The organism is Bermanella marisrubri (assembly GCF_012295615.1).
Classification (GTDB): domain Bacteria; phylum Pseudomonadota; class Gammaproteobacteria; order Pseudomonadales; family Oceanobacteraceae; genus Bermanella; species Bermanella marisrubri.
The window spans coordinates 1,222,612-1,246,508 of record NZ_CP051183.1 but is presented as its reverse complement, the minus strand read 5'-3'; the positions used below and the strand labels follow the sequence as shown (position 1 = coordinate 1,246,508).

The 23,897-nt window shown below is 42.8% G+C and carries 23 protein-coding genes; 7 read left to right on the top strand and 16 right to left on the bottom strand.

The features are described 5' to 3' along the window. Positions 1-4 precede the first annotated feature (4 nt). From HF888_RS05715 to HF888_RS05705, 3 genes are all read right to left on the bottom strand, one after another. On the bottom strand, positions 5-667 hold the full coding sequence (locus HF888_RS05715; protein ID WP_007019307.1) for an O-methyltransferase: 663 nt from the start codon (positions 665-667) through the stop codon (positions 5-7). Positions 668-670: 3 nt separating this feature from the next. Beyond that, complete coding sequence (locus HF888_RS05710) at positions 671-1,315, bottom strand: MBL fold metallo-hydrolase (protein WP_007019308.1); 645 nt, start codon at positions 1,313-1,315, stop codon at positions 671-673. Positions 1,316-1,421: 106 nt separating this feature from the next. Further along, positions 1,422-2,021 (bottom strand): FMN-dependent NADH-azoreductase, encoded by a 600-nt coding sequence (locus HF888_RS05705; RefSeq protein WP_007019309.1) that lies wholly within the window; start codon positions 2,019-2,021, stop codon positions 1,422-1,424. 188 nt (positions 2,022-2,209) lie between these two features. Here HF888_RS05705 and HF888_RS05700 point away from each other — a divergent pair, with 188 nt between their 5' ends. The 3 genes from HF888_RS05700 (at position 2,210) to HF888_RS05690 (ending at position 4,634) form a co-directional block, all read left to right on the top strand. Then, positions 2,210-2,431: a TA system antitoxin ParD family protein gene (locus tag HF888_RS05700; protein WP_007019310.1), complete on the top strand. Its 222-nt coding sequence runs from the start codon at positions 2,210-2,212 to the stop codon at positions 2,429-2,431. Then, on the top strand, positions 2,424-2,714 hold the full coding sequence (locus HF888_RS05695; protein ID WP_007019311.1) for a type II toxin-antitoxin system RelE/ParE family toxin: 291 nt from the start codon (positions 2,424-2,426) through the stop codon (positions 2,712-2,714). Before HF888_RS05700 ends, HF888_RS05695 begins: the two co-directional genes overlap by 8 nt. Before the next feature lie 369 nt (positions 2,715-3,083). Beyond that, complete coding sequence (locus HF888_RS05690) at positions 3,084-4,634, top strand: FG-GAP repeat domain-containing protein (protein ID WP_007019312.1); 1,551 nt, start codon at positions 3,084-3,086, stop codon at positions 4,632-4,634. Positions 4,635-4,710: 76 nt separating this feature from the next. Here the strand turns inward: HF888_RS05690 and HF888_RS05685 are convergent, their stop codons facing one another. From HF888_RS05685 to HF888_RS05660, 6 genes are all read right to left on the bottom strand, one after another. Next, the gene (locus HF888_RS05685) at positions 4,711-5,040 is read right to left on the bottom strand and encodes a hypothetical protein (protein WP_007019313.1); all 330 of its coding nucleotides are present in this window, start codon (positions 5,038-5,040) and stop codon (positions 4,711-4,713) included. Between the two features lie 119 nt (positions 5,041-5,159). Next, entirely contained in the window at positions 5,160-6,482 is a 1,323-nt protein-coding gene (locus tag HF888_RS05680; RefSeq protein ID WP_133308541.1) for an NADase-type glycan-binding domain-containing protein, read from the bottom strand. A gap of 225 nt (positions 6,483-6,707) precedes the next feature. Next, positions 6,708-7,424 (bottom strand): hypothetical protein, encoded by a 717-nt coding sequence (locus HF888_RS05675; RefSeq protein WP_007019315.1) that lies wholly within the window; start codon positions 7,422-7,424, stop codon positions 6,708-6,710. Positions 7,425-7,427: 3 nt separating this feature from the next. Next, positions 7,428-7,919, bottom strand: a complete 492-nt coding sequence (locus HF888_RS05670; RefSeq protein ID WP_007019316.1) for a hypothetical protein — start codon at positions 7,917-7,919, stop codon at positions 7,428-7,430. A 1-nt stretch (position 7,920) separates the two neighbouring features. Next, positions 7,921-8,763 carry a ParA family protein gene (locus tag HF888_RS05665; protein ID WP_007019317.1) on the bottom strand — a complete coding sequence of 281 codons (843 nt, stop codon included), beginning with the start codon at positions 8,761-8,763 and terminating at the stop codon, positions 7,921-7,923. Positions 8,764-9,024: 261 nt separating this feature from the next. Then, on the bottom strand, positions 9,025-9,345 hold the full coding sequence (locus HF888_RS05660; RefSeq protein ID WP_007019319.1) for a hypothetical protein: 321 nt from the start codon (positions 9,343-9,345) through the stop codon (positions 9,025-9,027). 828 nt (positions 9,346-10,173) lie between these two features. On the opposite strand from HF888_RS05660, the gene dcm reads away from it, so the two are divergent. Then, entirely contained in the window at positions 10,174-11,550 is a 1,377-nt protein-coding gene (gene dcm, locus HF888_RS05655; protein ID WP_168367045.1) for a DNA (cytosine-5-)-methyltransferase, read from the top strand. Between the two features lie 175 nt (positions 11,551-11,725). Further along, positions 11,726-13,168, top strand: coding sequence for an MvaI/BcnI family restriction endonuclease (locus tag HF888_RS05650; RefSeq protein WP_207798159.1), 1,443 nt, complete (start codon positions 11,726-11,728; stop codon positions 13,166-13,168). 57 nt (positions 13,169-13,225) lie between these two features. Here the strand turns inward: HF888_RS05650 and HF888_RS05645 are convergent, their stop codons facing one another. From HF888_RS05645 to zwf, 7 genes are all read right to left on the bottom strand, one after another. Further along, positions 13,226-13,918: a phosphatase PAP2 family protein gene (locus HF888_RS05645; RefSeq protein ID WP_007019323.1), complete on the bottom strand. Its 693-nt coding sequence runs from the start codon at positions 13,916-13,918 to the stop codon at positions 13,226-13,228. A 72-nt stretch (positions 13,919-13,990) separates the two neighbouring features. After that, positions 13,991-14,833 (bottom strand): hypothetical protein, encoded by an 843-nt coding sequence (locus tag HF888_RS05640; protein ID WP_007019324.1) that lies wholly within the window; start codon positions 14,831-14,833, stop codon positions 13,991-13,993. Between the two features lie 119 nt (positions 14,834-14,952). After that, complete coding sequence (locus tag HF888_RS05635) at positions 14,953-16,683, bottom strand: alpha-amylase family glycosyl hydrolase (RefSeq protein ID WP_007019325.1); 1,731 nt, start codon at positions 16,681-16,683, stop codon at positions 14,953-14,955. A 10-nt stretch (positions 16,684-16,693) separates the two neighbouring features. After that, positions 16,694-17,914, bottom strand: a complete 1,221-nt coding sequence (locus tag HF888_RS05630; RefSeq protein WP_007019326.1) for a glycosyltransferase family protein — start codon at positions 17,912-17,914, stop codon at positions 16,694-16,696. Positions 17,915-17,923: 9 nt separating this feature from the next. Continuing rightward, positions 17,924-18,787 carry an HAD-IIB family hydrolase gene (locus HF888_RS05625; protein ID WP_007019327.1) on the bottom strand — a complete coding sequence of 288 codons (864 nt, stop codon included), beginning with the start codon at positions 18,785-18,787 and terminating at the stop codon, positions 17,924-17,926. Then, positions 18,780-19,736, bottom strand: coding sequence for a hypothetical protein (locus HF888_RS05620; RefSeq protein WP_007019328.1), 957 nt, complete (start codon positions 19,734-19,736; stop codon positions 18,780-18,782). Before HF888_RS05620 ends, HF888_RS05625 begins: the two co-directional genes overlap by 8 nt. Positions 19,737-19,922: 186 nt before the next feature. After that, a complete protein-coding gene (gene zwf, locus HF888_RS05615; RefSeq protein ID WP_133308543.1) occupies positions 19,923-21,380 on the bottom strand; it encodes a glucose-6-phosphate dehydrogenase in 1,458 nt (485 codons plus the stop codon). 227 nt (positions 21,381-21,607) lie between these two features. Here zwf and galU point away from each other — a divergent pair, with 227 nt between their 5' ends. Beyond that, the gene (galU, locus tag HF888_RS05610) at positions 21,608-22,444 is read left to right on the top strand and encodes a UTP--glucose-1-phosphate uridylyltransferase GalU (RefSeq protein ID WP_007019330.1); all 837 of its coding nucleotides are present in this window, start codon (positions 21,608-21,610) and stop codon (positions 22,442-22,444) included. Between the two features lie 5 nt (positions 22,445-22,449). Next, a complete protein-coding gene (locus HF888_RS05605; protein ID WP_007019331.1) occupies positions 22,450-23,811 on the top strand; it encodes a phosphohexomutase domain-containing protein in 1,362 nt (453 codons plus the stop codon). The last annotated feature ends 86 nt before the right edge of the window (positions 23,812-23,897 follow it).

Below are 23,897 nucleotides of genomic sequence, written 5' to 3'. Positions count from 1 at the left end.
CTGTTTAAACTTTCACACACAAGGTTAATCCATCTGCGATGGGCAAATGGCTTAACTGAATGCGGTTGTCCTGCTGACGTTTTTTATTGAACGCACGAATGGCCAAAGTATCCTCATCGTTTTTCTGATGATCAATCACACTGCCACCCCACAGAGTATTGTCTACGAGTATCAAGCCCCCTGGGCGTAGTAAGCGCAAACATTTCTCAAAATAATCATCATAATTGGCTTTATCCGCATCAATAAACGCCAAATCATAACTGCCCTGCTCGCCGCTTTTTAGCAGCTCATCCAATGTGTCGTTAGCGGGTGCCAAACGTAAATCACAAATGTCATCTACACCGGCTTTCTGCCAATAATCCTTTGCCATGTTGGTCCATTTTTCATCCATATCACAGCACACCATTTGCGCAGGACGCTGCATATTCATGGCCATGATAATCGAGCTATAACCGGTGAACGTGCCTACTTCGATGATTTTACGTGCATTCATGAGCTTGACTAACAAACTCATAAATTGGCCCTGCTCTGGGGCGATCTGCATGCGCGCCATTTCATCTTTAGCGGTTTCTTCGCGTAGCTGCTTGAGCAACTCCGGTTCACGCAAACTGGTATCGAGCAAATATTGATACAAATCTGACGTCATTGAGAGCGTTTGATTCGACATGGATCACCCGTACATTTTGACAAAGGGATTGCTGCGTTTTTCATGACCAATAGTACTCATAGGGCCATGACCCGGAATAAACTGCGTTTCTTCTGGCAAAGCAAAAAGCTTTTGCTGAATAGCGTTGATTAAGGTTTGATGATCGCCCATAGGGAAGTCCGTACGACCTATGCCACCCATGAACAAAACATCACCCACAATAGCGAGCTGCGAGTTTGCATTGTAGAAAACCACGTGTCCCGGCGTATGACCAGGGCAATGCAAAACGCTTAAGGTTTCATTGCCGACTTTGACTTCATCACCCTCTTCTAGCCAGCGGTCTGGGCTAAAGCTTTTTGCTTGCGGAAAATTAAACATAGCCGCCTGCTGCGGCAACATATCAATCCAAAACTGCTCTTCCTTTTGCGGACCCACGATAGGCACCTGGTGCTTTTCTGACACATCTTGTGTCATACCCGCATGGTCAATATGGCAATGGGTTAACAGAACTTGCTTTACTTGCACACCTAAATCGTCAACGGCTTGCTCGATTAAGTGCAAGTCACCGCCTGGGTCCACCACGGCGGCTTCTTTGGTTTCACTGCACCAAATAATGCTGCAGTTTTGCTGGAAGGGAGTAACAGGAACAATGCGATATTCTAAAGCCATAAGTACAACGAATCTGAGATTAAGTTGCACTTATGGTAGCAGCTTCTTTTATGCCACCCCAAACTTTGCGTTAGGGGTGTTTGAAGCAGCATAAAAGCCTAGCCCATTAAACAAATAGTGATTCCATTTGCTGCTTAGCTTCATCCAAACCTTTCGCTTTGGCTTCATCACCCATGTTAAGGCCTTCTGCATAGATGATCTCTACATTCTTAAGGCCAATAAAACCAAGAATCGTTTTAATGAAACCCGTTTGTGTATCCGTTGGTTGGTCTTTATGAATACCACCACGGGCGGCTAAAACATAAACTGGTTTATCAGCTAGCAAACCTTGCGGGCCATTCTCGGTATAGCTGAAGGTGATACCCGCACGGGCAATGTGATCGAAGTACGCTTTAAGCTGAGATGGCACCGCAAAGTTATACATGGGTACGCCCATCACGATAGCATCTGCGCTCTTTAGCTCTTCAATTAAAGCCATGCTGTTTTCATGTACTTGGGTTTGCTCTGCTGTGCGCTGATCCGCTTCTGTAGCAAACGCCGTGATGATGTTGGCATCCAAGTGCGGCACAGGATCAGCAATTAGGTCACGTACAATGCGCTCACTGCCTGGATTCTGAGCCAACCACTGCTGTGCGAACTTGTCTGCAAGCTGAGTTGATTGGCTGTTTTCGGTGAAGATACCGCTGTTGATTTGTAGAAGTTTCATATTTGGCTCCAACGCTGTTCGTTTAGGTTGAAGTCATAATACATCCTATATTTCGATTGAACTTCTGAATTATTAGCTAAATTAGATCTACTTTTTTGATTATATATTCACGTCAAAGAAAAGAGGCTATTTGCATCACTTGTAGCAAGTTACTACAATTGTAGCAACATAAAGATGGAGAAGTATTTATGGCTACTACCAGCATTCGACTAGACCAAGAACTTATCGAAAAAGCTACGATTATGGCAAAAGCCCTAAACCGGACACCACCCAAGCAAATCGAGCATTGGGCAAAAATTGGCGAAATGATGGAAGACAACCCGGATTTACCCTACGAGTTTGTTCGCCAAGCGATTATTGCACAAGCAGAGCGTGATGCAGGAAAGCTAGAGGACTACGATTTTGGCTAAGGCAAAAAGCGTTTTACAAACACCGACATTTAAGAAAGCGGTGAAAAAGCTAAAGCCCAATCAAAAGAAAGACCTAGATGCGGCGGTCAGAGAATTAATCGAAGAGCCAACGCTTGGTAATCAAAAGAAAGGTGACTTGGCTTTTCTGCGAGTTTATAAATTTAAAATGAACAAACAACTCACCTTACTGGGCTATAGCTTTGATGACGGCGCGCTTGTGCTTGAGCTATTAACACTTGGTACCCATGAAAACTTTTATCGGGATATTAAACGGCAGAAGTAAAGCTCGCCTCCCCCAGAAAAACACTCAAGTAAACATTCTCAAGAAAACACACAACACATCCTACCTTTCGCAATAAGCCTAAGAATTTATAATTAATTCTTCTACCAATCTTGGCACTATATTCTTACTAATTTTTTGACCACGACTGTTTTTTCACTATAACCCCTAATATCCAATCGTTTGCTGGGTAAATCCATTGTTTACGGATTGATCAAAAACTGAACCCTGCTAGGATTACAGGCCATCAGATTCTGATGTACTGATGACTCGTTGATGCTGCACTTAGGTTCTCTTCAGAGTTCGTATCATTAGAATTAAGTACAAGAGTGACTGAGTGTTTCATCCTTCATTTTTTATAAGGACATACTCATGAAACGACCACTACACTCCATTTTATTATGTCTGATATTTCTGTTTTCGATACAGGCACAAGCAGCGTATTGGCCTTGTACCGATACAGTAAAATATCGCATCGATAACTATCACCCTTCCATTTTCCCTTCTGTACAACAAGCCATCATCGCGCAAGCTCTCAACAAATGGGCACCGTATTTTCGCGTTAACTTCCAGCAAGTATCCTCTGGTCCAGCACGCTTGGTTTTTCGCTGGGATACCTCAGGGTTTTATGGTTCAGCGGGACAAATGACTCAGTTGGTCAGAGGGGATGACATTAACGACAGTAACCCAGGGTTAATAAAACTAAACCTAACCAAATCCTGGAGCATTAGTTCTGGTTCCACCCCTTATCATCACTTAGAAAGTGTACTCTTATTTGGAATTGGCCAAGCCATGGGCTTGCCAACACGTACCTTTCCTGGCCCTGTGATGTATTACAATTACCAAGGTGTGAATAACGTACTCACGCTTAACGATATCCATTGGTCTCAATACCTTCAGGCGAAATTAGCTAAGTGCAACCCTTACTGGGAATATGATCAAGGTAATGACGGTCAACACTTTACTCAAACCAACGCAAACTCAACATCGCTAAACAATTGGAGCATCAGCAATACTGATGTATACCTTTCAGGAAACTTCACAAACGATTTTGGCCAAGAGCTATTAATGATCAAACCTGGCGTACAAGCTGTTTTGGCAAACCGTTATATCAGCTCAGGATTAAACCAATGGACCGAGATCTATACGCAGAATTATCCGTTTGGCAGTCACTGGTGGGGGAATGCTCAAGACCAACACGTAGCAGGGGATTTTAATGGCGATGGTTTTGACGAAATATTATTAGCCAATCCAAACGGGCAATACAAAACCTTTCAATATACCAATGGCTATTGGCAACAAATTCAAGCAGCCGTAAACGGCGACATTGATAATGGAGATCGTCTGTTAAGTGGCGACTTTAATGGCGACGGTGTCGATGAGCTGATGCAAATCAAACCCAGTCAGGGCAAACATGCCACCATGCGTTACAACTCACAAACACAAAACTGGGACATCATTAATCAAGGACAATCAGGTTCGATTTATTGGTGGACTCTCAGCCCAAGCGATCAATATCTCACAGGTGACTTCAATGGCGACGGCCGTGATGAATTACTGGCATTGAATCCAAATGGTTGGCATCACACCATGTATTGGACTGGATCCCAATGGGCCTATTTAGAAGGCGATGGATCAGGCACCATTGCATGGTGGCAAATTTCTTCGAGTGACAAGTATGCGGTTGTGGATGTACAAAACGATGGCTACGATGAGCTGGTGGCGATCAATTCAAATAACGGTTGGTCACACACAATAAAATACCAAAACGGTCAATGGCAATTCATGTCAGGTAATGATGGCGATAGCGCTATTGGCTATTGGGATATTTCAGCTAATGATTTGATTGTGCCAAACGTTCCTAGAGATGGAGAACTCATGATACTGAACTCATCCGGTTGGTGGAAAATTGTTGGGTATTAATAAATTACAGCTAACAAATCATAACCCGTAACACAAAGCCCCCAATTATTTTCGGGGGCTTTGTGTTAGCAAATGGCTATGCACTGACTTCTCTTCTTTCATGTTTGATATCTAATACCACTGCCAATATCGACAACAGCACCACACACAAAGCAACAAACGCGGCAAGCTGCAATCCGAAAACAGTGGTAGCAGTATTACCAGACAACAAACTACCGCAATAGCTATCTTCAATTACATGGGCAACCAAAACGCCACCCATTACCGCGATGGAAATCGCTGCCGCCAACCGAATAGATTCCTTAAACCAAGTTAGCCATAACGCTATTAAGCCCAAGGTTATATTGGTGGTCAGTTGCCATACCTCGTGCAGGCGTGCATGGGCGGGCCATTCCGGGTTAAACACATGAGAATACAATTGTGTTTTTATGGAGACATCTTACTTTGGCATGCAGACACCTTTAAGTTTTCTAAAGGCATTCGCATTATCGGGAGAGATCCACCCAAAACCTATGATAAAACCCACTATTGGATAAGCTGAATTTCTGAAATACATATATCCTCGAACCGCTTCCCTTTATAGACATCAATAATGTTGAAATCCAAGCCCTTCCTTATATCAATCGGCTCTTCAAACATCACTACTTGAGGCTGATCTGTATCTTTCAATCTGAAGGCTTGCTTCCATTTCACATCCTGCTCTCTATCTATCCGGTCGTCCATATAGAACTCGATATTTCGTACCCGAGCGTTGTTGGCAAACACATTGTCGTTTTTTCCGTAACCATTAATGATCTTTAATCCCTTAACCATAACTGGTTCCCCATCAATACTTTTCGCGTGACTGATTTCTTGAGGATCATATTCACCATCATCATTAAACGGCACGATTGAAAAGGTTTTGCACTCCAACATTTTTCTATTACTACACCATGCTGTTCTTCTGCTGCCATCAAAACCAAACCGCCAATGATAGTCACGGTAGTATTTTGAATCTAAACAGTCATTGTCACCGTTTTTCGAATGCATGGCTAAATCACTTCTCCAAGAGAATGCAATGTTATCCTCACTACTAGGAGACCAATTCTGCTTATTTAAGACAGCTCGACCCGTTTCATCCAACTTCCATCCAGCAGGATTTAATTCAATGCGAGAAGCAACATCCTTTGGCAAGGTAGCGACTGCTTCAAAATCTTTTACCTTTCCACCAAACCACGTGTTTGCTGTTGTGGTTATATATTCAAAAACCCTTTGATTGCTATATCTAAGACCAAATGACCAAGTTTCATCCTTATAAAACCAAGGAAAGTCATAGTAGATAGAGACTTTCTTGGTCTCATTTGCGCCAAAGGAAATGGATTTAGTTAGCCAAACCGTAGCGGTATAAACCGGGTTTGCTTCATTCAAAGCAACATGCTCTTCCACCCACTTAGCCGCCGTTTTTCTGTTTACTAGGTTAAGATCGTAAGCGCCTTTAGAATATTTAAACCCATTAAACGTTTCTGCCACATCATTTATTTCCAGATTAGGTCTAAAAACTTTGTAATCTTGCGCAACGTACCGATCAGCATCAGAATCCCAATCTGCCTTCCATCTCGTATCTTGGGGGAATGCAATCGTCACATTGTGGGGAACATCGTCGTTATTGGTCAGCCAGAAATGTCCTTTCACTTTTACTCGTTGCCCAACATCAAAGAATAACCGTTCTTTATCTAAAGAGATCGGAGCGGTCGTTTTCTTAAGGACAATGTTCCCGGATTCACTAATATCATTGCTAATATAGCCCCCAAAATTGGATACTGAGTTATGGGACACTAGCAAACAGACAATTATGAGTACTATACGCACAACCATTTTACCTTCTAATATCTTAGGGTAAGTGTAGTAACAACCAACTTACTACCTTTTTTGACGCCGCATTAAGGTGTGAGCAGCGCTTGGCTATACTTGAGCGAAGCGAAACTGCCAAGTGTTGCGAATCCCTCTTAAATGCTTTGTTAAATACTAGGAGAGCAGCCCCTATTAATTCATTAATTGGGCACTACTCTCCTGAATAATTACTAGTAACTAAGCTTATGCCAACGAAGCGTCTCCAGAATAAATCATCAATTTAATTTTTTTAGATAAAGAGGCTTGAATTATATCTTTACTTTGATAATGAACTTTCGAATACTCAGTTCTAATTGACCAACACAAAATATCTAAAATTGCGTTAGAAACCGCAATATAGTTATTCACAAACTGTGCAGAGGAATCAGCATCAAAGTAAGGAAAGTGACCTAAAGCGCCTACATTTTGCATATTTGACTCTGTTGCAGTATGAACTGAAGCACAAAGTGTAGAATATAAATCCTTCAACCTGTAGTACTTCTCTTTGATCTCTTTAGTTTTGAATACTTCAGCATCCCCTGACTTATCAATGACTTCATAAGTGTTTTTGATAGAAGTAATGTCAGAATGTACAGTACTTCCAAATGCTTTTAAGAAGTTTTCAATAGAACTTCTTAATATCTGATCACTTCCTTTATAGCACCCATGAAGCGAAACAAATAGAGAGCTTCCAAGCTCTGAAATTGACTCTCCTAGATATTTTACGAACGTTGAATCCATGTTACTTTTGAAAGGTCCCATACCTTTACATATGGAATGAAGCTCCAAAACCGAAAAATAAACCTTGTGAGTTCTTTTTAAATTGTTAAAGTACTCAACATTATCTTCATTTGGTAGTCGGTATTCACTTACAAATTCTTTTAAGCACTCAAAATCGTCTTGTATCAATCTCGTCGACATGCTTTACCTCGAAGAAAGCTCATTTATAACAGTATTCCAGTTGAAGTCATTACTATCCCGATCGCGTAATATCTGTTTTGTTTTTTCCTTATTACCAGCTAAAACAGCCAATGCCTTAACTAAAACATTTAGACCTTCATCATCTAAGTCAACTGTAGCGCAAATTACCCTACCAATAACATCTGCTCTAGAACTCCTGCTAAACCTAGTTAATTCAATACCTAGTACAGTTTTTGAAAAGTCAGCTATATCTTGATTACGCTTAAAAAGATCTATATCTAGAAATAGAGCGGGTAACGCCCCAACTAAAAAATGTTTATTAGGATTTTTAGATTCGTACTCCCCAACAGCTTTTTTAGCGTCAGACTTATCGGTAGCCAAATTTTCAATAAGAGACGCCGCATTTCTGAAATCTATTTTTGAGTAACTATCCATAAGCCATGAGAGTTCTTCTAAAAAACGTAAAAGCGTCTTTAGTTCTTTTTTGTCTTTCATCTTAGTTCTCCAAACCTAATTTCTGTAGTGCTTCTCTAGTAATATCTGCTATCGCCATTTTTAATTTTGAATCATCGGTATCCAAAATTAATTCTTGGTTACCTTGTCGTCTCGCTATTTCCGTTCGCTTCAGTAATGATTTTTTGAATCGCTTCCCTTTCCAGAAAGCAGCCGAATCAAGGTACTCTTTGGCATTTTTGTAAACCGTTTCTCTTTCATCTGAAATTGTCAACACCACACCAAGGCACTCGATTCCAAGCGAGTAATTCTCTTTAACTCGATTTATCACATTTCTTAAGAGGTCAACACCAGTAACTGATAGAGGTTCAGGTTTAACAGGAACCAAATAATAATCAGATGCGATTAAAGCAGCGGACATCCAAGTAGAAGGCGTTGGTGGAGTATCAATGATAACTAGGTCATATAGCCCTGAACTTTTAACAATGTCTATATATCTTTTTAAGCGATGCTCTCTACCTTGCCCTCCTGTCATATCCAAACGATAAAGCTCAAGTGCACCGGGAAGTAAAAACAAGTTGTTTTTGCGTACCATTGGCTTAATTTCTTCTAATGCAAGAGGTTGAGCCGGCAATTCCCCCTTCACAGAGCTAGTTTGAACTCTAGGGTTATCATCAAAGATATCAACAATCGTATGCCCACCTTTTTCTAGGTAACCGACATAATCTGAACCATGTACTAACGCCTGAGTAGCATTAAATTGAGGATCTAAATCTATAATTAGCACTCTCAATCCATGTCTAGTTGCCATACAGTCTGCAATATTTATAGACAAGGTTGTTTTTGCAACACCACCTTTCATATTTACAAAGCTGACTACCTTCATATTATTCTATATTCCTTCAAAAAAACGATGCTCAAAGCCAGTGCCAGTATCTCATAAGTATATGGAAAGCAACATGATAGAAAACAAGAATACGAGCCGTATCAATTACATAAAAATGGACAGGGATGCTTCAGAGTTTGCGCGAGTACGCATATATGAGTTTGGTACTCACGGTAGAATTAACATATACCGCCTCAGGCACCGGCGGCGAAGCCGTCCAGCCCACGAAGTGGGCGTTGGTGCCCTGACTGGTTATATGGGTTAACTGTTGATAATGCGTTCATACTCTTCTCTAGCATCATCGTCGATTTTTACATTGGTAGATTCGGCCCAGTGAGTATTTGAGCCTCTCTTTTTAATTCCGGAGACCCAATACTCTTCTCCAGTTTCTTCATCCATATGATTGCCAGAGATCCCACCTTTTTTGATGCGAGAAAGAGCCTTATCTTGGTAGTAAACAGTTTTACCTGATTTAGAAAAAGTAACCCAGCCAATATGCGCTGCAAAGTCGTCAATATATCCTTCTTTGTTTTCGATATACATGACTCGTTTACTTTGTCCTTGTGTAAGCTGGTTCGTCATTTCTTATCCATATAACAGCGTGTTATACGACCTAGGTACTGTTAATAAACTATATACGGCTTGGAGGTGGGGATGAATTTCCCTTTCTTCTCAATGACTTACCGCTATATCCATTAGCCGAGTTAATGTTATCCACAACAATAGCACGCCGGTTTTAATTTGAAAACGCCCATTCGCATAACTCATCAACAGGGCCACATAATTCTATACCCTTGTGCATAGTTATCTCTAGGGCCCATGAATCGGGGCTTCTCAGGAATCGTTCAAAATAATGATATGCGGCCTAGGTGCTGTTAACCTACTGTATAAAATTCCACTACATTTAAAATTAGTTGAAATTCGAAGCTATTTATCTCCGATTCATCAACACTCCGAAAAGAAATGGAGAGTCGATTCATTAGCTAAAGAATGCGGCATGTCACGCTCTGGCTTTTCCGCTCACTTTAAACGCTTATTAAACCCAATGGCGAGAATCTAGCTTACCAACGGTTAAAATAGCAACATGAACCATTGATTTACTTGGCGCAAGAATTGGGATATGAATCAGAAGCGGCTTTTTCACGCGCGTTTTAGCGAATTATGGGAGTGCCTCCCTGGAGGGTTTAGGTGATTGTGTCAGCTACCCATCAGAGTATTGAAGAAATAATCGAATAATTATTGCGCTCACAAGGCCAATCAAGAATAGTATGCCTAACACTAATTGCTTATTTTTTAAACAAGGCGATGGAGTGCTGTTGCCGATTCCTTTCATTGCAAATACTGTACTGTAATTATGTACAGCCAAAGGTTTACTCTGGGTCAAACGAGTGATATCGTTGAGGAAACTATATGGAACAAATAAGCATGAGCCTTCCTGACAAAACACATGATATTTTAAACAAATTGCTGGAAGTTTATGACCAGAAACAAATAGCAGAGAAACTAAACCCAATTACCGTAAATGATTGGTGTCGAGAAACTATCAACAGGGTTCTCAAAGGCAAAAGTGAAAAATGCTTTAACGAAAACGAGCTATTTTTTCTAGAGGGCTTGCTTCCCGAAAAACCACCACACTACGACAACCCTGATTTCACGTTTATAGACCTGTTTGCAGGTATTGGAGGAATTAGAAAAGGTTTCGACAATATAGGTGGAAAGTGTGTTTTTACCAGTGAATGGAACAAATATGCAATAAGAACTTACAAAGCGAATCATTTTTGTGACCCTAGAGATCACAAATTTAATGAAGATATTCGCGACGTTACTCTTTCGAACATTGATGATATTTCTGAACGAGATGCTGATGAGCATATTAGAAAGATCATACCTCATCATGAGGTTCTTCTAGCCGGCTTTCCCTGTCAGCCTTTTTCTTTAGCTGGTGTTTCAAAGAAAAACTCACTAGGTAGAAAACATGGGTTTGAATGTGATGCTCAAGGAACATTGTTTTTTGATGTGTGCAGGATTATTCGTGCCCGAAAACCAAACGCGTTTGTGTTAGAAAATGTTAAAAATCTTAAAAGTCATGATAAGGGTAAAACCTTTAAAGTCATCTTAGAGGCTTTGGATGAGTTAGGTTATGATGTAGCTGATGTAGATTACTCTGGTAAAGATCCCAAAATTATTGACGGTGCAAACTTCTTACCTCAACACCGAGAACGTATAGTTTTAGTCGGTTTTAGAAAGGATCTGAACCTAACCAATAGATTTACTCTAACTAATTTACCGAAACCAAGAGAAGTTCCATCTCTATCTTCCTTGTTAGAAAAATCTGTAGACGAAAAGTACGTACTCACACCCAGACTATGGGAATACCTGTATGAATATGCGAAAAAACACCAAGCCAAAGGCAACGGATTTGGTTATGGACTAGTTGATCCAAAAAATAGCTCGGCAGTGTGTAGAACTCTATCCGCTCGTTATCACAAAGATGGGTCCGAAATACTGATTGATCGCGGCTGGAATAAAAGAACTGGAGAAACTGATTTTTGGAACCAATCAAATCAAAAGCGTCGTCCTAGACGCTTAACCCCTAAGGAATGCGCAAGATTAATGGGATTTGAAAAGGTAGAAGAAAGCCCTTTTATCATTCCTGTTTCAGACACTCAAGCATATCGACAATTCGGTAATTCAGTTATTGTTCCTGTTTTTGAGGCCGTTGCAAAACTAATGAAACCATATATCCAAGAATCGATAAAAATAAAACCTAATAAATCTGCTGCCTAAGTCTCGCAAAAACTAAGTATTATCGTATCCATCTTTTACTCTAAAACTAAGAGTAAAAGATGGGTATTATCCCTATTCTCGTGTACTCCCCCTCTCTCGCTTTATCGTCAAAAAACGGTCTAATATTGCAAGCTTATAAAAATATCAGTAGATTGTAGTATTTTATTAAGGAAGCATGAGTAAAATGGAGTTCAGTGATTTAGATTTCTTGAACATAGAGAGCATGAATGATGTTCATGATAAATTAAAATCAAATGATTGTACGATTGCTCTAATCAAAAAGCTGCCAAAAAATAATAACGATAAAAATCAAGTCTACTTTCATCATGATACAAGTGCTTTAAACTCTGTATATGATATGACTTTCGACGAACGCGAAGCTAGCACAAGCCTCACTAAAAGAGCATCAAATCCAGGACGATTAATACCTCAGGCTATATTCAATGAATTCTATTGGCTAAAACGCGACGGCAGTCGTGAAAAAGTTAAAGAATGCAAGGCGATAACCTATCACCAATATCCCGAGACTCGCTTATCAGGGTTTCAAACCATCCATGGAAACATGCCAAAGGCGATGAGCGTCGAATACACAAAAAGCGATGCTCTCAAACCACGCTACCTAGTTTTAGGCGCAACTGACAATGGTGTAGCGATAGCAATGATGATTGTTGATCCATTAGATAAATTCTATAGCGACTTTAAGACTCTGAAATTTTTTCAAGGATCTAAAATTTGTAAGCTACTTGAGATTGAACATGTTTCCAATAACACAGAGAAACTTAAAAACCTGCTTTCTCAAAAAATTGCCAATCAGAGTCTCAAAGGTTGCCGCCTACTAAGTTCAGGGGAAACAGCCCCCTTCACTGGAACTCAAGTGCACGGGTATACACTCGAGCATGCTTTAGGGATTATACCCAATAGTAATCATGATGGTGATATTTTGGGCATTGAATTGAAGTGTTTTACCCGAACCAAACTATCACTCATTACAACAGAGGCCGATGGTGGCTTGTACCATGAAAATTTTAACAACTTCATGAAGAAATATGGCTATCTTAAAGGCGAAGAGTATAGACTTACAGGCCTTCACAGAGCCTATAAAATAAACCCAAAGACAGAATTAACCTTGAAAATCATATGCTTCCCGGTTACAAAAGGCTTAGAAGAAAAAGATATCACGAGAAAAATCTATGATCCTAGCATCCCATTTTCAAAACAAATGAATGGTATGCAGGTCATTCTTGAATACTCTAACGGCGATATTGCAGCCTCATGGTCTATTGAACACCTAATGAATAAATGGGGGGCAAAACATAATGAAGTTGTTTACGTTCCAGCAAAAGTCGTTGAAAATACTATTGCAGAAGAAAAAGAAGAAGGTTTTTTAAAGCGTGTTGTATTTCAAGACAAGGTTCTCTGGTGCTTCAGATCAACTGTAGAGAATCTAATAAAAGCAATCCATGACGGAATTATATATCTCGATCCAGCTCCAAAATATAATGAAATGGACGCTTCCAAAAATAAAAGGCGAACACAATGGCGTCTAAATAATATCTATCAAGCCTCTGAAACACTTTATGAAAAAACTGAAACTATTATGTTAAGTAATGAACGATAGGTGGGGTTTGCGGCTTTAAACATTCTTCGATTAAAGCCGCTTGTCTTTTTAATTGAGCTAGTCGTCGAGATCTTCAGAATGATCCGCCAGCTTTTCCCGCTTGATTCGATAATCACCAAACAACCAATAGGACATGGCTTGGCAGGTGAAGTAGCAAATAAACCCAGCGGTGATGATATCTGATAAGAAGTGCCCACCTTGTACGATGCGGCCCATGCTCACGATGGCGCCGATGACAAGCCCTGCTACGAATAAACGACGCTTGCGGAATACCCATGCGAAGGCAATAAACCAAAAGCCCATGGCAGCGTGGCCGCTGGCAAAACTTTTGTGGTTGCCTTCTACATCGTTCATTTTAAAGGCGGGAGCGAATTCGTGTTGGCCGCCGAAGTTTTGTGTGTTTTCTGGCCGTGGGCGATCCCAGTTATCTTTTAAGATGGGGTGCACAATAATGCCGGGGCCAATCAATAGGGTCAGCAACAAAAACGTGGTGTATTTACGGGTGCCGTGCATGGCTTTGATAAACCAAGGGGCTGCCAGCATCAGTAGAAATATTGGGATGATGAAATGCGGCATGTAACGGAATACCACATAAATGAATTGAATGATCGGGTCATGATCTAGTGGGAAGCCTACGCCTGGCTCGTAGAATAGCTCGCTAACCTTGATATCCACTTCTGGGAAGGTGACACACAATATGGCGAATACAACAAATAGGGGGATTTCCCAGTGGCGTTTTACAAATTCCATTCATCTCTCCTCAATCGGCGGCGATATTGTGCCATAAGACACGCCTAAATAAAGAGGAATCGGCTGTAAACACTATAGCGGTGCGGTAATGCCTAAAATGAAATATTGGGAGCCGGATAAATCGCCATCATTCCCAGCCACCGAAGCTTGGCCTGCTTGCTTAACGCCTGCACCCATCATCCAATCAAATGCCAATGGCGAACGACGCAATAAGCGAATGCCGATGTCCCATTGCTGGTAACTAAAGACCTGCTCGGTTTCCTCTTCGCTTAAATACACCCACTGACCGCCCTCGCGCGTGATATGAAAGCGAATGGCGTGATTGCGGTTGAGGGCAATGCGGGAATAGAAGTTGGGGAATACCCAGTGATGCTTGATGCCTTTTTTAGGTTCGCTAATCAGGCCAATTCTTGGGTACCAAGTGCGTACACCAAAACCGCTGTCTCGCGCGGCACCCAATACCCATGAGGCTCGAGATGTCACGTGATAGCGCATCTGCCAATGAAATTGTATTTCATAACGGCTTTGATCAGTTAGAGATTCATCACTGTAGTAAGTGGGTTCTAAATGCCATTGATAGGATACCTTGCCGCGTTGGCGTGGGTTATAGCGTATGGGTAAAGAAGCGAAATAAAAGCGGCGCACACCATCGGCGGTACCAGATAATTCAAACTGGTTTTGTTCGAGGCGCAAGCCTGCGTAAAGGCGGCCCGGGCGGGATTGTATATCGGCAAATGGGAAAGCCAGCACCGTGCGAGATTGCTCGAGATTTAACCCGTCGATGCCGCTGAATTCTTGTTGAGAACCTTGCTCGTAGGAAATCTCGATGGCTGACGAAGCCAGTGCGACAGGTGCAGTACTGATGAATGCGTACGAGGCAATAACCCGCAAAGTAGCCAGCAAAGCGATGCTCATCCATTTGCGCCCCTTTACTGCTCGCACCCCTAAAACCATGTCCCCCTGTTTACCCCCACCAGCCGATTCATTGCTCTACCCTATCTACTGAGTGTAGCAGTATAATTTGGGGGCACGTTTTAGCAGTTACTTAGCCAAACAAACTGATAAGGCTGAAGTTGAATACTGCCGTAGAGGTTGTCGTATTGGGTATCGCTTAGTAGGTCCACCCATGGTCCTGCTTCGGGCAAGTTTAAGCTTGCCAACGAAATGGTTTGCGGCTCAGTGGAAAAGTTATACAAGCAAAATATTTTTTGTTCGCGGTCGATGCTTTGACGCCAAAAACCAAAGACTTGATCGCAAATATGCAAAATGAATTGCTCGGCGTTGGGATGAAACGCTTTTTGTTTTTTGCGCACGGCCATAAGAGCCAGCATTTGATTAAATACTTGATGATGATGGGTTATGGGGTTGTCCAATTTTTCCACTAAATCGGGCTGCTGCCATTTGTAGCGGTTAATGGTGCGGTTGTGGTTAGTGTGCTCTACCCCTTCGTGATAATTATGCGTGCCCATCAAAGAATGAATATAAATGGCAGGCACCCCTTCAAGCGCGAGCATGACACCATGGGCACATAAGAACCGTGGGATTTGCCATTTGTCTGGTCCTTCTAACGTGCCCTGAAGTGCATCGTACAAGGTGATGTTCATTTCATAAGGGCGGTCTTGTCCGTCTGCTGTAGAGCGCCAGGAAATTAAACCACCAAAACGTTTAATGCAGTGCACCATTTCGTTGATTTCTTCATCCGCCAGCAGGCCTTCTGCTGGACGTAGACCAATGCCATCGTGGCTGGCCAAGAAATTAAAATAGAAGGTTCCCATTTGCGGTGCAGGCATGCCGATGAGCCATTCTTTCAAGTGCTGACACTGCCCGCTTAGCAAACCTTGAATTAATAATGGCGGCAATGAAAAGTTATAAACTGCATGGGCTTCGTTAGCGTTACCTAAGTAGGATAGGTTTTCTGCATTGGGCACATTGGTTTCAGTGATGATGATAGCGTCTTTACTGTAGTGCTCAATGAGCGTGCGGAATAGGCGCACCATTTCGTGGGTTTGCGGTAAGTGAATACAGTTTGTACCGGCGATCTTCCATAAAAATGCGACGGCATCCAGTCGGAAAATACGCACTCCGTTTTCTAAATATAAATGAATGGTTTTCACCATTTCTTTTAGCAGTTCTGGATTTTCGTAATTTAAATCCACTTGGTCGTGACTAAAGGTACACCAAACTTTCTTTTTACCAGACAAGGTTTGTACTTCCCGCAACAATGGCGAGATCCGTGGACGCACCACTTGGCTTACATCAAAATCTTCGTCTGGTGTGATGAAGTAATCTTTGCCGGGTGATTTATCTTGCTTAAAGTTCTCAAACCAAAGACTTCGACTTGAGCAGTGATTCACTACCAGATCCGCCATTAAGTGAAACTCTTTGGCAATAGTTCTGATGTCTTGCCAGTCCCCTAGGCTTTGGTTCACCTGAGAAAAATCGATCACGGAAAAACCATCATCAGAACTGTATGGAAAGAACGGTAAAATATGCACGCCATTGACGATGCCCGCTAGGCGGTCATGACAAAACTTACGCAAAGTTTGCAATGGCGCTTCGTCTTCTTTTTGTATGGAATCACCATAGGTGATGACCCATACGTCTTCTTCATCCCAGCGGTTGCCATGGCTATCGACATCATATTGCTTAACGTCCAGCCCCATAATGGAAATGAGATCACTAGCAAGCGCCTGTGTATCCACGTCAGGATAAATACAATCAAGATGGCCTTTTACCTTGTAAAAGAGTTCTTCGCTGGCAGACATACCACTTCCTTTATAAATACGATTTCATATCCGCTTCGACGGCCGCTTTAATGTCCCCGAGCACATCGGGCATGGCACTGGTGACACGGTTCCAACTGGGGATAAACGGTTTTTCCATTGGGTTATCTAAGAAGTTTTTACCGGCTGTAAGAATATTCTTGGCGAACATTTCTACTGCTTTTTCTTCTGCGTGAATATCCAGTTTTAAACCGTTCATCATGGCATCATTGTAGTAAGTTTCGATAAAGTCCAAAGCGATACGGAAATACGTCGCTTTAATAGAGCGGAAGGTTTCTGTATTGAACACCACACCATTGGTCGCTAGTTTACGAAACAGGGCTTTCGAAATATCGATGGACATTTTACTTAAGCCTTTTGCCGCATCTTCCGCACTGAGCTCTTGGTGTTTATGGTCATAGGTTTCAGCGATATCCGCTTGGCATAAGCGGTTATTGGCATAGTTTCGATTTAATTCACTGAGTACACCGATTTCTAAACCCCAGTCGCTGGGTATACGAATATCATTGATTACATCAGTTCTGAATGAAAACTCCCCTGCCAATGGATAACGGAAGCTATCGATGTAATCTAGGTAATCGCTTTGTCCTAGGGTTTTCTTTAACGCGCGGATCAATGGCGTTACTAATAGCCGACTCACTCGGCCATGAATTTTGTCGTTAGCAACACGTGCGTAGAACCCTTTGCAGAATTCATAATTGAAAGCTGGATTAGCAACCGGATATATCAAACGGGCTAATAGGCTGCGATCATAGGTGAGAATATCGCAATCATGTAGGGCCACGCTTTTTGCCGAGTCCGAAGCTAATACATAGCCTAAGCAATACCAGACGTTACGACCTTTACCTGCTTCCATAGGCGCTAAGCCTTCCGCCTGCAGTTTTGCGTCGATGGCGCGCAAACGTGGGCCGTCGTTCCATAAGACTTTGAATTTTTGATTCAGTGGCTGAAAAAACTCTAACGCTTTTTTGTATTGCTCTTCTGTGGCTTGGTCTAAACCAATGACGATTTCGCTTAGGTAGTCGACTTTGCTGAGTTCATTGACGATGTTCCCCAACGCTGGGCCTTCTAATTCACTGTAGAGTGATGGCAATACAAGTGTCATGGGTCGTGTTTTAGAAAAGCTTCGCAGCTCGTCTTCCATTGCCTCTAGCGGGCGCTGATTCAAATTATGCAGTGTGGTAATGATACCGTTTTGATGAAAGTCAGCCATGGGAGCCTCTTATGATTCTAATAATGATAGGTTATTCAATAAGCATTCGATTTTTTGTCGCCAACCGGCAGGACCGTATTCGTCGCTATACAGTGTTGGCTGTTGAGTATTTAAATTTGGGAAGTCATTCACCGGCGATTTAATGCAGATGGGATAATCGCTGTAATTCAGCATGGCGATGTCGTTGTGGTTATCACCCAGTGCGATGATTTTGATATCGCTTTTTTCAGGAAATAACTCATTGACGTTTTCTTTTATAAACTGCAAAGGTGTAGATTTATCGCACTGGCCTTGCAAGTGATAGAAGCGCCCGCCTTTCACTAAGTTAAAGCCCGCTTCCAAACAGGTTTGCCTTAGCTCTGTGAGCTTGGCTTCTGAATCTTGCCAAATGAATGGCTCTGAAAACGCTTTGTGAGAAGACTGTCGCGCTTTGCTTTCGTCTAGCCCGGTAAGCTCCATGATCTGCTGTAAAGACCAATCGGAGTAACCGCTAAACTGCCATGCTTTTTCAGCACGTAAACCATAAAGGAAATCGGTGACGTCTTGTCGTTCGCGACCAAAGACCAAACAGGTCTCGTCACCCATGATGCGTTTTTCAATCCCTTTCAAAGATTCGCTTGATAAGCGACGAACATATTCGTTCGGTAACACTAAGCCTGATCCATTCTCCACAATATAAATACTGGGGCGTAGTCGTAATTCGTTAACGATGGATGCGACTTCTGCTTGTGATTTACTGGTATTAACGATGATGGGAATGTGCAGTTTGGTGAGGGCTTGAATCGCGGTAAGTGCTGGAGTGTAGTCATAACTGTGATGGTCCAACAATGTGCCATCCAAATCGGTGCTGACAATGAATTGAGTGCTATTCATGCTCACCTCCTTTTTCCTGTTGCGATTGACCCAATACCTTTTTGGGCTTTTGATCCACCAGCTCGGTAAACTCGTGTTGATTATTGAGTTTTAAAATCCAGCGTGCATAATCTTTTAGATTTTGTAAGCCATGCTCGGTTAAGCGCTGATAATGACTAATAAATCGCTTTATTTGTTCAGGGCTTTGAATGCGGTCTAAACTGCGGCTTTCTGCTATAGCCGCTTTTTTCAGTTTTTCTTCTTGCAGCAAGCGCCACTCGTATACACAGTCAAAGTCAGGCGCTTGCAGCACAATGAGATCTTCAAGTAAGGCATACAATGCTTGATACTCACTCGCTAGTTTTTCATTAACATATTGGCGCCATTGATGATCAGTATCTTCTTTGGCTTCTAATTCGTTTACGTCGGTTTTTAGTTCGCTGTCGCTTTGCGCAGGCAGTCCCACACACCAGCCTTCGAATATCACAATATCAACCGCACCATGAACTTTTTCCCAATAGGTTTTGCTGCTGCGATCGTCCATAGCTTTATCAAAGTGCGGCACGTTAGTGATTTTTTCTTGCGATAAGCCGGTTAGCGTATCCATGGCGAGTTGCACATCATGTGTGCCGGGCACACCTCGGGTTTTTAAGAGAGGATGGACGCTTTCAGATAATTCAGTACGTTCTTGGTGAGTGAGGTAAAAGTCGTCAATGGACACCAATGTGACGGACAATGGGTATTGCTCTATAAGGGCTCGTAAGAATTCGGCGGTAGTACTTTTGCCACTGCCCTGTGTGCCTTGCAATCCGATATACCAGGTTTTGCCTTTGTAAAACTGTTCGTGGTGCTGACAAATAGACTGGGCGAGTGGTATTAGATATCGGCGAATTCCCTCTTGGTAATTCTTGGGTAACAGGTTGCTGGATATTAACGCTTCTATTTCTGCGTTATTCATTAATTGGTTCATGGGCCTTCCCGTCCGTTTCTATGCACTGTTTTAGAGAAGCCTTGAGCGGTTTTTATTGGTTTGCACTTTTTCTGTGCAGTTTTTAATCGTCGCTCGCGGTACTTCTCGTTTCTAACAATGCTCTACTTAGGGTTTTGCAATTTATGAACCAAAGTGAGGCAAAGCAGATGCTTTGCTTGTTATTGCTTAGCTATTTTCCTCCCATAAGCGCCCATCTTTCGCTAACAATAAGGTGGAAGCTGCTGGCCCCCAACTGCCTGCTGTATAGGTATCTGGGCGCTGATCACTGGTCTGCCAGTGGTTCAGGATGGGGTCAACCCATTGCCATGCGGTCATGAGTTCATCTTCACGCAGGAATAACGTTGGGTTGCGATTGATGGCATCCGCCAGCAACCGTTCGTAAGCTTCAGGCACGCGATTTTTATCTTGGTCGCTTTGATTCAGGCTCAATACCATTGGACGCACTTGCATGTGGTTGCCCACACGCTTTTCACATAATTGCAGACTCACGCCTTCATCAGGCTGAAGGTGGAATACCAATTTGTTGGCCATGGTCTTTTTATGCTGCATCTCAAAAATACTGTGTGGCACCTCTTTAAACTGCACCACGATTTCACAAGCGCGCTTGGCGAGTCGCTTGCCGGTACGTAGATAAAACGGTACGCCGCTCCAGCGCCAGTTATCAATTTGAGCCTTAAGGGCGACAAATGTCTCTGTGGTGGAATGGGTATCCACGCCGGGTTCATCTTTATATTTAGGGACCATTTCCCCTTCGGAGATGCCTTCACCATATTGGCCGCGCACGACGCATTCGCTGATATCGGCACCAACGATAGGTTTGAGGGCTTTTAGGACTTTTACTTTCTCTTCCCGCACGCTTTCTGCTTCCATAGACGCCGGTGGCTCCATGGCGGTCATACATAAAAGTTGAAGTAAGTGGTTTTGCAGCATGTCCCGCAAGGCGCCTGTGCCCTCATAAAAACCCGCGCGTTGCTCGACACCCACGGTCTCACTGATGGTGATTTGAATGTGATCGATATAGCGCTGATTCCATTGATGCTCGAATATACTGTTGGCAAAGCGCAAGGCCAAAAGGTTCTGCACAGTTTCTTTACCGAGATAATGGTCAATACGGTAAATTTGCGATTCTTCAAAAAACTCCGCTACGCGGCGATTGATCACCATGCCGGACTCATAGTCGTTGCCAATGGGCTTCTCAAGCACGATGGCACTATGTTCAGTGATGAGGTTATGGGCAAATAATTGCTCGCAAATCACGGGATACAGCCGCGAGTGCACCGCACAGTAATAGACCACAGGGTTACCAGAGGCGTTGAGTTTTTTCGCTAACTTGCTGTATCCCGCTGCCTTGTAAAGATCCACGCCCACCAACTTGATTCGCTGTGAGAACGCCTTCCAAGTTTTTTCGTCGAATTCTGCACCAAGTTTGCGCACCCAGTCTTTTACTTGCTCGATATAAGCACTTTGTTCCGTATTGGGGCGTGTGATTGCCCAAATATTTCCCTGTTCGCTGAGGCGACCATCGACATGCAGGTTGTATAAAGCAGGAATGAGTTTTCGGTGGGCCAAATCGCCTTTTGCACCAAATAACACCAGTTCAAAAGGCTCCGTTACGTCTGGCATGCGCATCTATGGCTGCTCCTTGTCAAAAATTCGGAATTAAAATAATTCGTGCACTTTGTGTGCCTTTCGTTCAAATATCATTCGCTTTTATTCAGGGTGGTACGTTTTTCGCTCTAGCTAATTTACAGCAAATTAATGAGTCCGCTAAATCTTAATCTGATGATGCTATGTCACAAGAGTGACAACTACGAGACTCATAATCAAGAAAACCGAAAAAGGTGCCCACTATGATTTCAAAATGCCTCTTCCCTGTTGCTGGTTATGGCTCTCGATTTTTACCTGCTACCAAGGCCATGCCCAAAGAGATGTTGCCCATCGTGAATAAACCTCTGGTGCAATACGGTGTAGAAGAGGCCGTCGAAGCAGGCCTCAATGATATGGGCTTTGTCACAGGCCGAGGCAAGCGTGCCATTGTTGATCATTTTGATATGAGCTATGAGCTAGAAAAAGAAATCGCCGGCTCAGGAAAAGAAGCCATGCTGGAACCCGTCACCAATCTCATTGAGCAAAACGATTTTGCTTTCACGCGTCAGGTGCACATGAAGGGTTTAGGGCATGCCATTCTTTCTGGTAAGAACCTCATGGGTGATAATCCGTTTGCTGTGATTCTCGCCGATGATTTGTGTATACCTGAACCAGGAGATATTGGTGTGCTTGCACAAATGGTAGAGATTTATAAACAATTCCGTTGCTCAGTAGTTGCCATTCAAGAAGTACCCATGGATGAAGTGCATAAATACGGTGTGATTGATGGTCAAGATATGGGCAATGGCATCTTTCGTGTATCCGACATGGTGGAAAAACCCGCAAAAGAGGACGCCCCCACTAACCTGGCTATCATTGGTCGCTATATCCTCACACCTGACATTTTTGATAAGATAGCCGACACTCAACCGGGCAAAAATGGCGAAGTACAGATTACTGATGCCATCATGAAACAAGCGCAACAGGGTTGCGTTATTGCCTATAAATTCCGTGGTAAGCGATTCGACTGTGGTTCCATTGATGGGTTCGTCGAAGCCACGAATTATGTTTACGATAATATTTATAAACAAGGACTCTAAACACCATGACCCAGCTTAGTTGTTTTAAAGCCTATGATGTACGCGGTCGTATTCCTGATCAGCTAAACGATGATATTGCTTATCGTATTGGCCGCGCCTATGGTGAATACCTAAAACCTAAGCAAGTGGTGGTTGGATATGACATCCGCTTAACCAGTCATGAACTCAGCCGAAAAGTTATTGAAGGCTTAACGGACGCTGGTGCCGATGTCATCGACATTGGCCAATGCGGCACCGAAGAGGTGTATTTTGCAACCAGCCACCTGAAAGCGGACGGTGGTATTTGTGTTACCGCCAGTCATAATCCTAAAGACTACAACGGCATGAAGTTCGTGCGCGAAGAGTCCAAGCCTATTAGTGGCGATACTGGTTTAAAAGACATTGAAGCGCTTGCCGCAGCCAACGAGTTTGCAGAGGTAAGCCATAAAGGCCAAGTCAGCGAACAAGATACGCGCCCTGCTTATATTGAACACTTGTTGACCTATATCGATGTTGCATCACTTAAGCCTTTGAACATTGTTTGTAATGCCGGTAACGGTGGCGCAGGTGCCGTTATTGATGCGATTGAATCTGCATTGCCTTTTACTTGGAACAAAGTACATCACGATGCCGATGGTAATTTCCCCCACGGCGTTCCAAATCCACTGCTTGAAGAAAATCGAGCACCCAGCATTGAAGCTATTCAAGCATCTGGTGCGGATATGGGTATTGCTTGGGACGGTGACTTTGATCGCTGCTTTTTCTTTGATGAGAAAGGCAACTTCATTGAAGGCTATTACATCGTCGGTCTGTTGGCCGAAGCCTTCTTGAAAAAAGAAAGCCCGAATAAAATCGTGCATGACCCTCGTTTAATTTGGAATACACAGGCGCTATGTGAAGATTTGGGCGGTGAAGCTATTCAAAGTAAAACCGGCCATGCATTCATTAAAGAACGCATGCGCAAAGAAGATGCAGTATATGGCGGCGAAATGAGTGCCCACCACTACTTCCGTGACTTTGCATACTGCGATAGCGGTATGATTCCTTGGTTGCTTGTGGCTGAGCTCATGAGCAAAACCGGTAAACCACTGTCTCAGTTAGTAGAAGAACGCATGGCAGCTTACCCTTGCAGTGGTGAAATCAATTCTCGCTTAGAAAATCCTAAGCAAGTGATTGAGGGCATCACCAAGGTTTATAGCAAAGATGCAGAAAGCACAGATTACACCGATGGCGTGAGCATTAACTTTGCTGATTGGCGCTTTAACCTACGTAGCTCCAACACCGAACCGGTTGTGCGCCTAAATGTAGAAGCACGTGGCGATAGCGCGCTTATGGAAAGTAAAACCAAAGAGCTTTTAGACAAGATTGCTCAATTTGATAAAGCGTAATTAAGCGCTTATCACATAGCTCTTTAAGCAACCAAAAAAGCGATGACAAACATATCTAACGTTTGTACATCGCTTTTTTTATGACT

Bases quoted from the DNA above. Each gene is read 5' to 3' on its own strand.
- HF888_RS05705 (WP_007019309.1), bottom strand. From the start codon at position 2,021: ATGAAACTTCTACAAATCAACAGCGGTATCTTCACCGAAAACAGCCAA.
- HF888_RS05700 (WP_007019310.1), top strand. From the start codon at position 2,210: ATGGCTACTACCAGCATTCGACTAGACCAAGAACTTATCGAAAAAGCT.
- HF888_RS05710 (WP_007019308.1), bottom strand. From the start codon at position 1,315: ATGGCTTTAGAATATCGCATTGTTCCTGTTACTCCCTTCCAGCAAAAC.
- HF888_RS05665 (WP_007019317.1), bottom strand. From the start codon at position 8,763: ATGAAGGTAGTCAGCTTTGTAAATATGAAAGGTGGTGTTGCAAAAACA.
- dcm (WP_168367045.1), top strand. From the start codon at position 10,174: ATGGAACAAATAAGCATGAGCCTTCCTGACAAAACACATGATATTTTA.
- HF888_RS05660 (WP_007019319.1), bottom strand. From the start codon at position 9,345: ATGACGAACCAGCTTACACAAGGACAAAGTAAACGAGTCATGTATATC.
- HF888_RS05640 (WP_007019324.1), bottom strand. From the start codon at position 14,833: ATGAGCATCGCTTTGCTGGCTACTTTGCGGGTTATTGCCTCGTACGCA.
- HF888_RS05690 (WP_007019312.1), top strand. From the start codon at position 3,084: ATGAAACGACCACTACACTCCATTTTATTATGTCTGATATTTCTGTTT.
- zwf (WP_133308543.1), bottom strand. From the start codon at position 21,380: ATGCCAGACGTAACGGAGCCTTTTGAACTGGTGTTATTTGGTGCAAAA.
- HF888_RS05715 (WP_007019307.1), bottom strand. From the start codon at position 667: ATGTCGAATCAAACGCTCTCAATGACGTCAGATTTGTATCAATATTTG.
- galU (WP_007019330.1), top strand. From the start codon at position 21,608: ATGATTTCAAAATGCCTCTTCCCTGTTGCTGGTTATGGCTCTCGATTT.
- HF888_RS05675 (WP_007019315.1), bottom strand. From the start codon at position 7,424: ATGTCGACGAGATTGATACAAGACGATTTTGAGTGCTTAAAAGAATTT.
- HF888_RS05605 (WP_007019331.1), top strand. From the start codon at position 22,450: ATGACCCAGCTTAGTTGTTTTAAAGCCTATGATGTACGCGGTCGTATT.
- HF888_RS05630 (WP_007019326.1), bottom strand. From the start codon at position 17,914: ATGGCTGACTTTCATCAAAACGGTATCATTACCACACTGCATAATTTG.
- HF888_RS05635 (WP_007019325.1), bottom strand. From the start codon at position 16,683: ATGTCTGCCAGCGAAGAACTCTTTTACAAGGTAAAAGGCCATCTTGAT.
- HF888_RS05650 (WP_207798159.1), top strand. From the start codon at position 11,726: ATGAGTAAAATGGAGTTCAGTGATTTAGATTTCTTGAACATAGAGAGC.
- HF888_RS05670 (WP_007019316.1), bottom strand. From the start codon at position 7,919: ATGAAAGACAAAAAAGAACTAAAGACGCTTTTACGTTTTTTAGAAGAA.
- HF888_RS05620 (WP_007019328.1), bottom strand. From the start codon at position 19,736: ATGAACCAATTAATGAATAACGCAGAAATAGAAGCGTTAATATCCAGC.
- HF888_RS05625 (WP_007019327.1), bottom strand. From the start codon at position 18,787: ATGAATAGCACTCAATTCATTGTCAGCACCGATTTGGATGGCACATTG.
- HF888_RS05645 (WP_007019323.1), bottom strand. From the start codon at position 13,918: ATGGAATTTGTAAAACGCCACTGGGAAATCCCCCTATTTGTTGTATTC.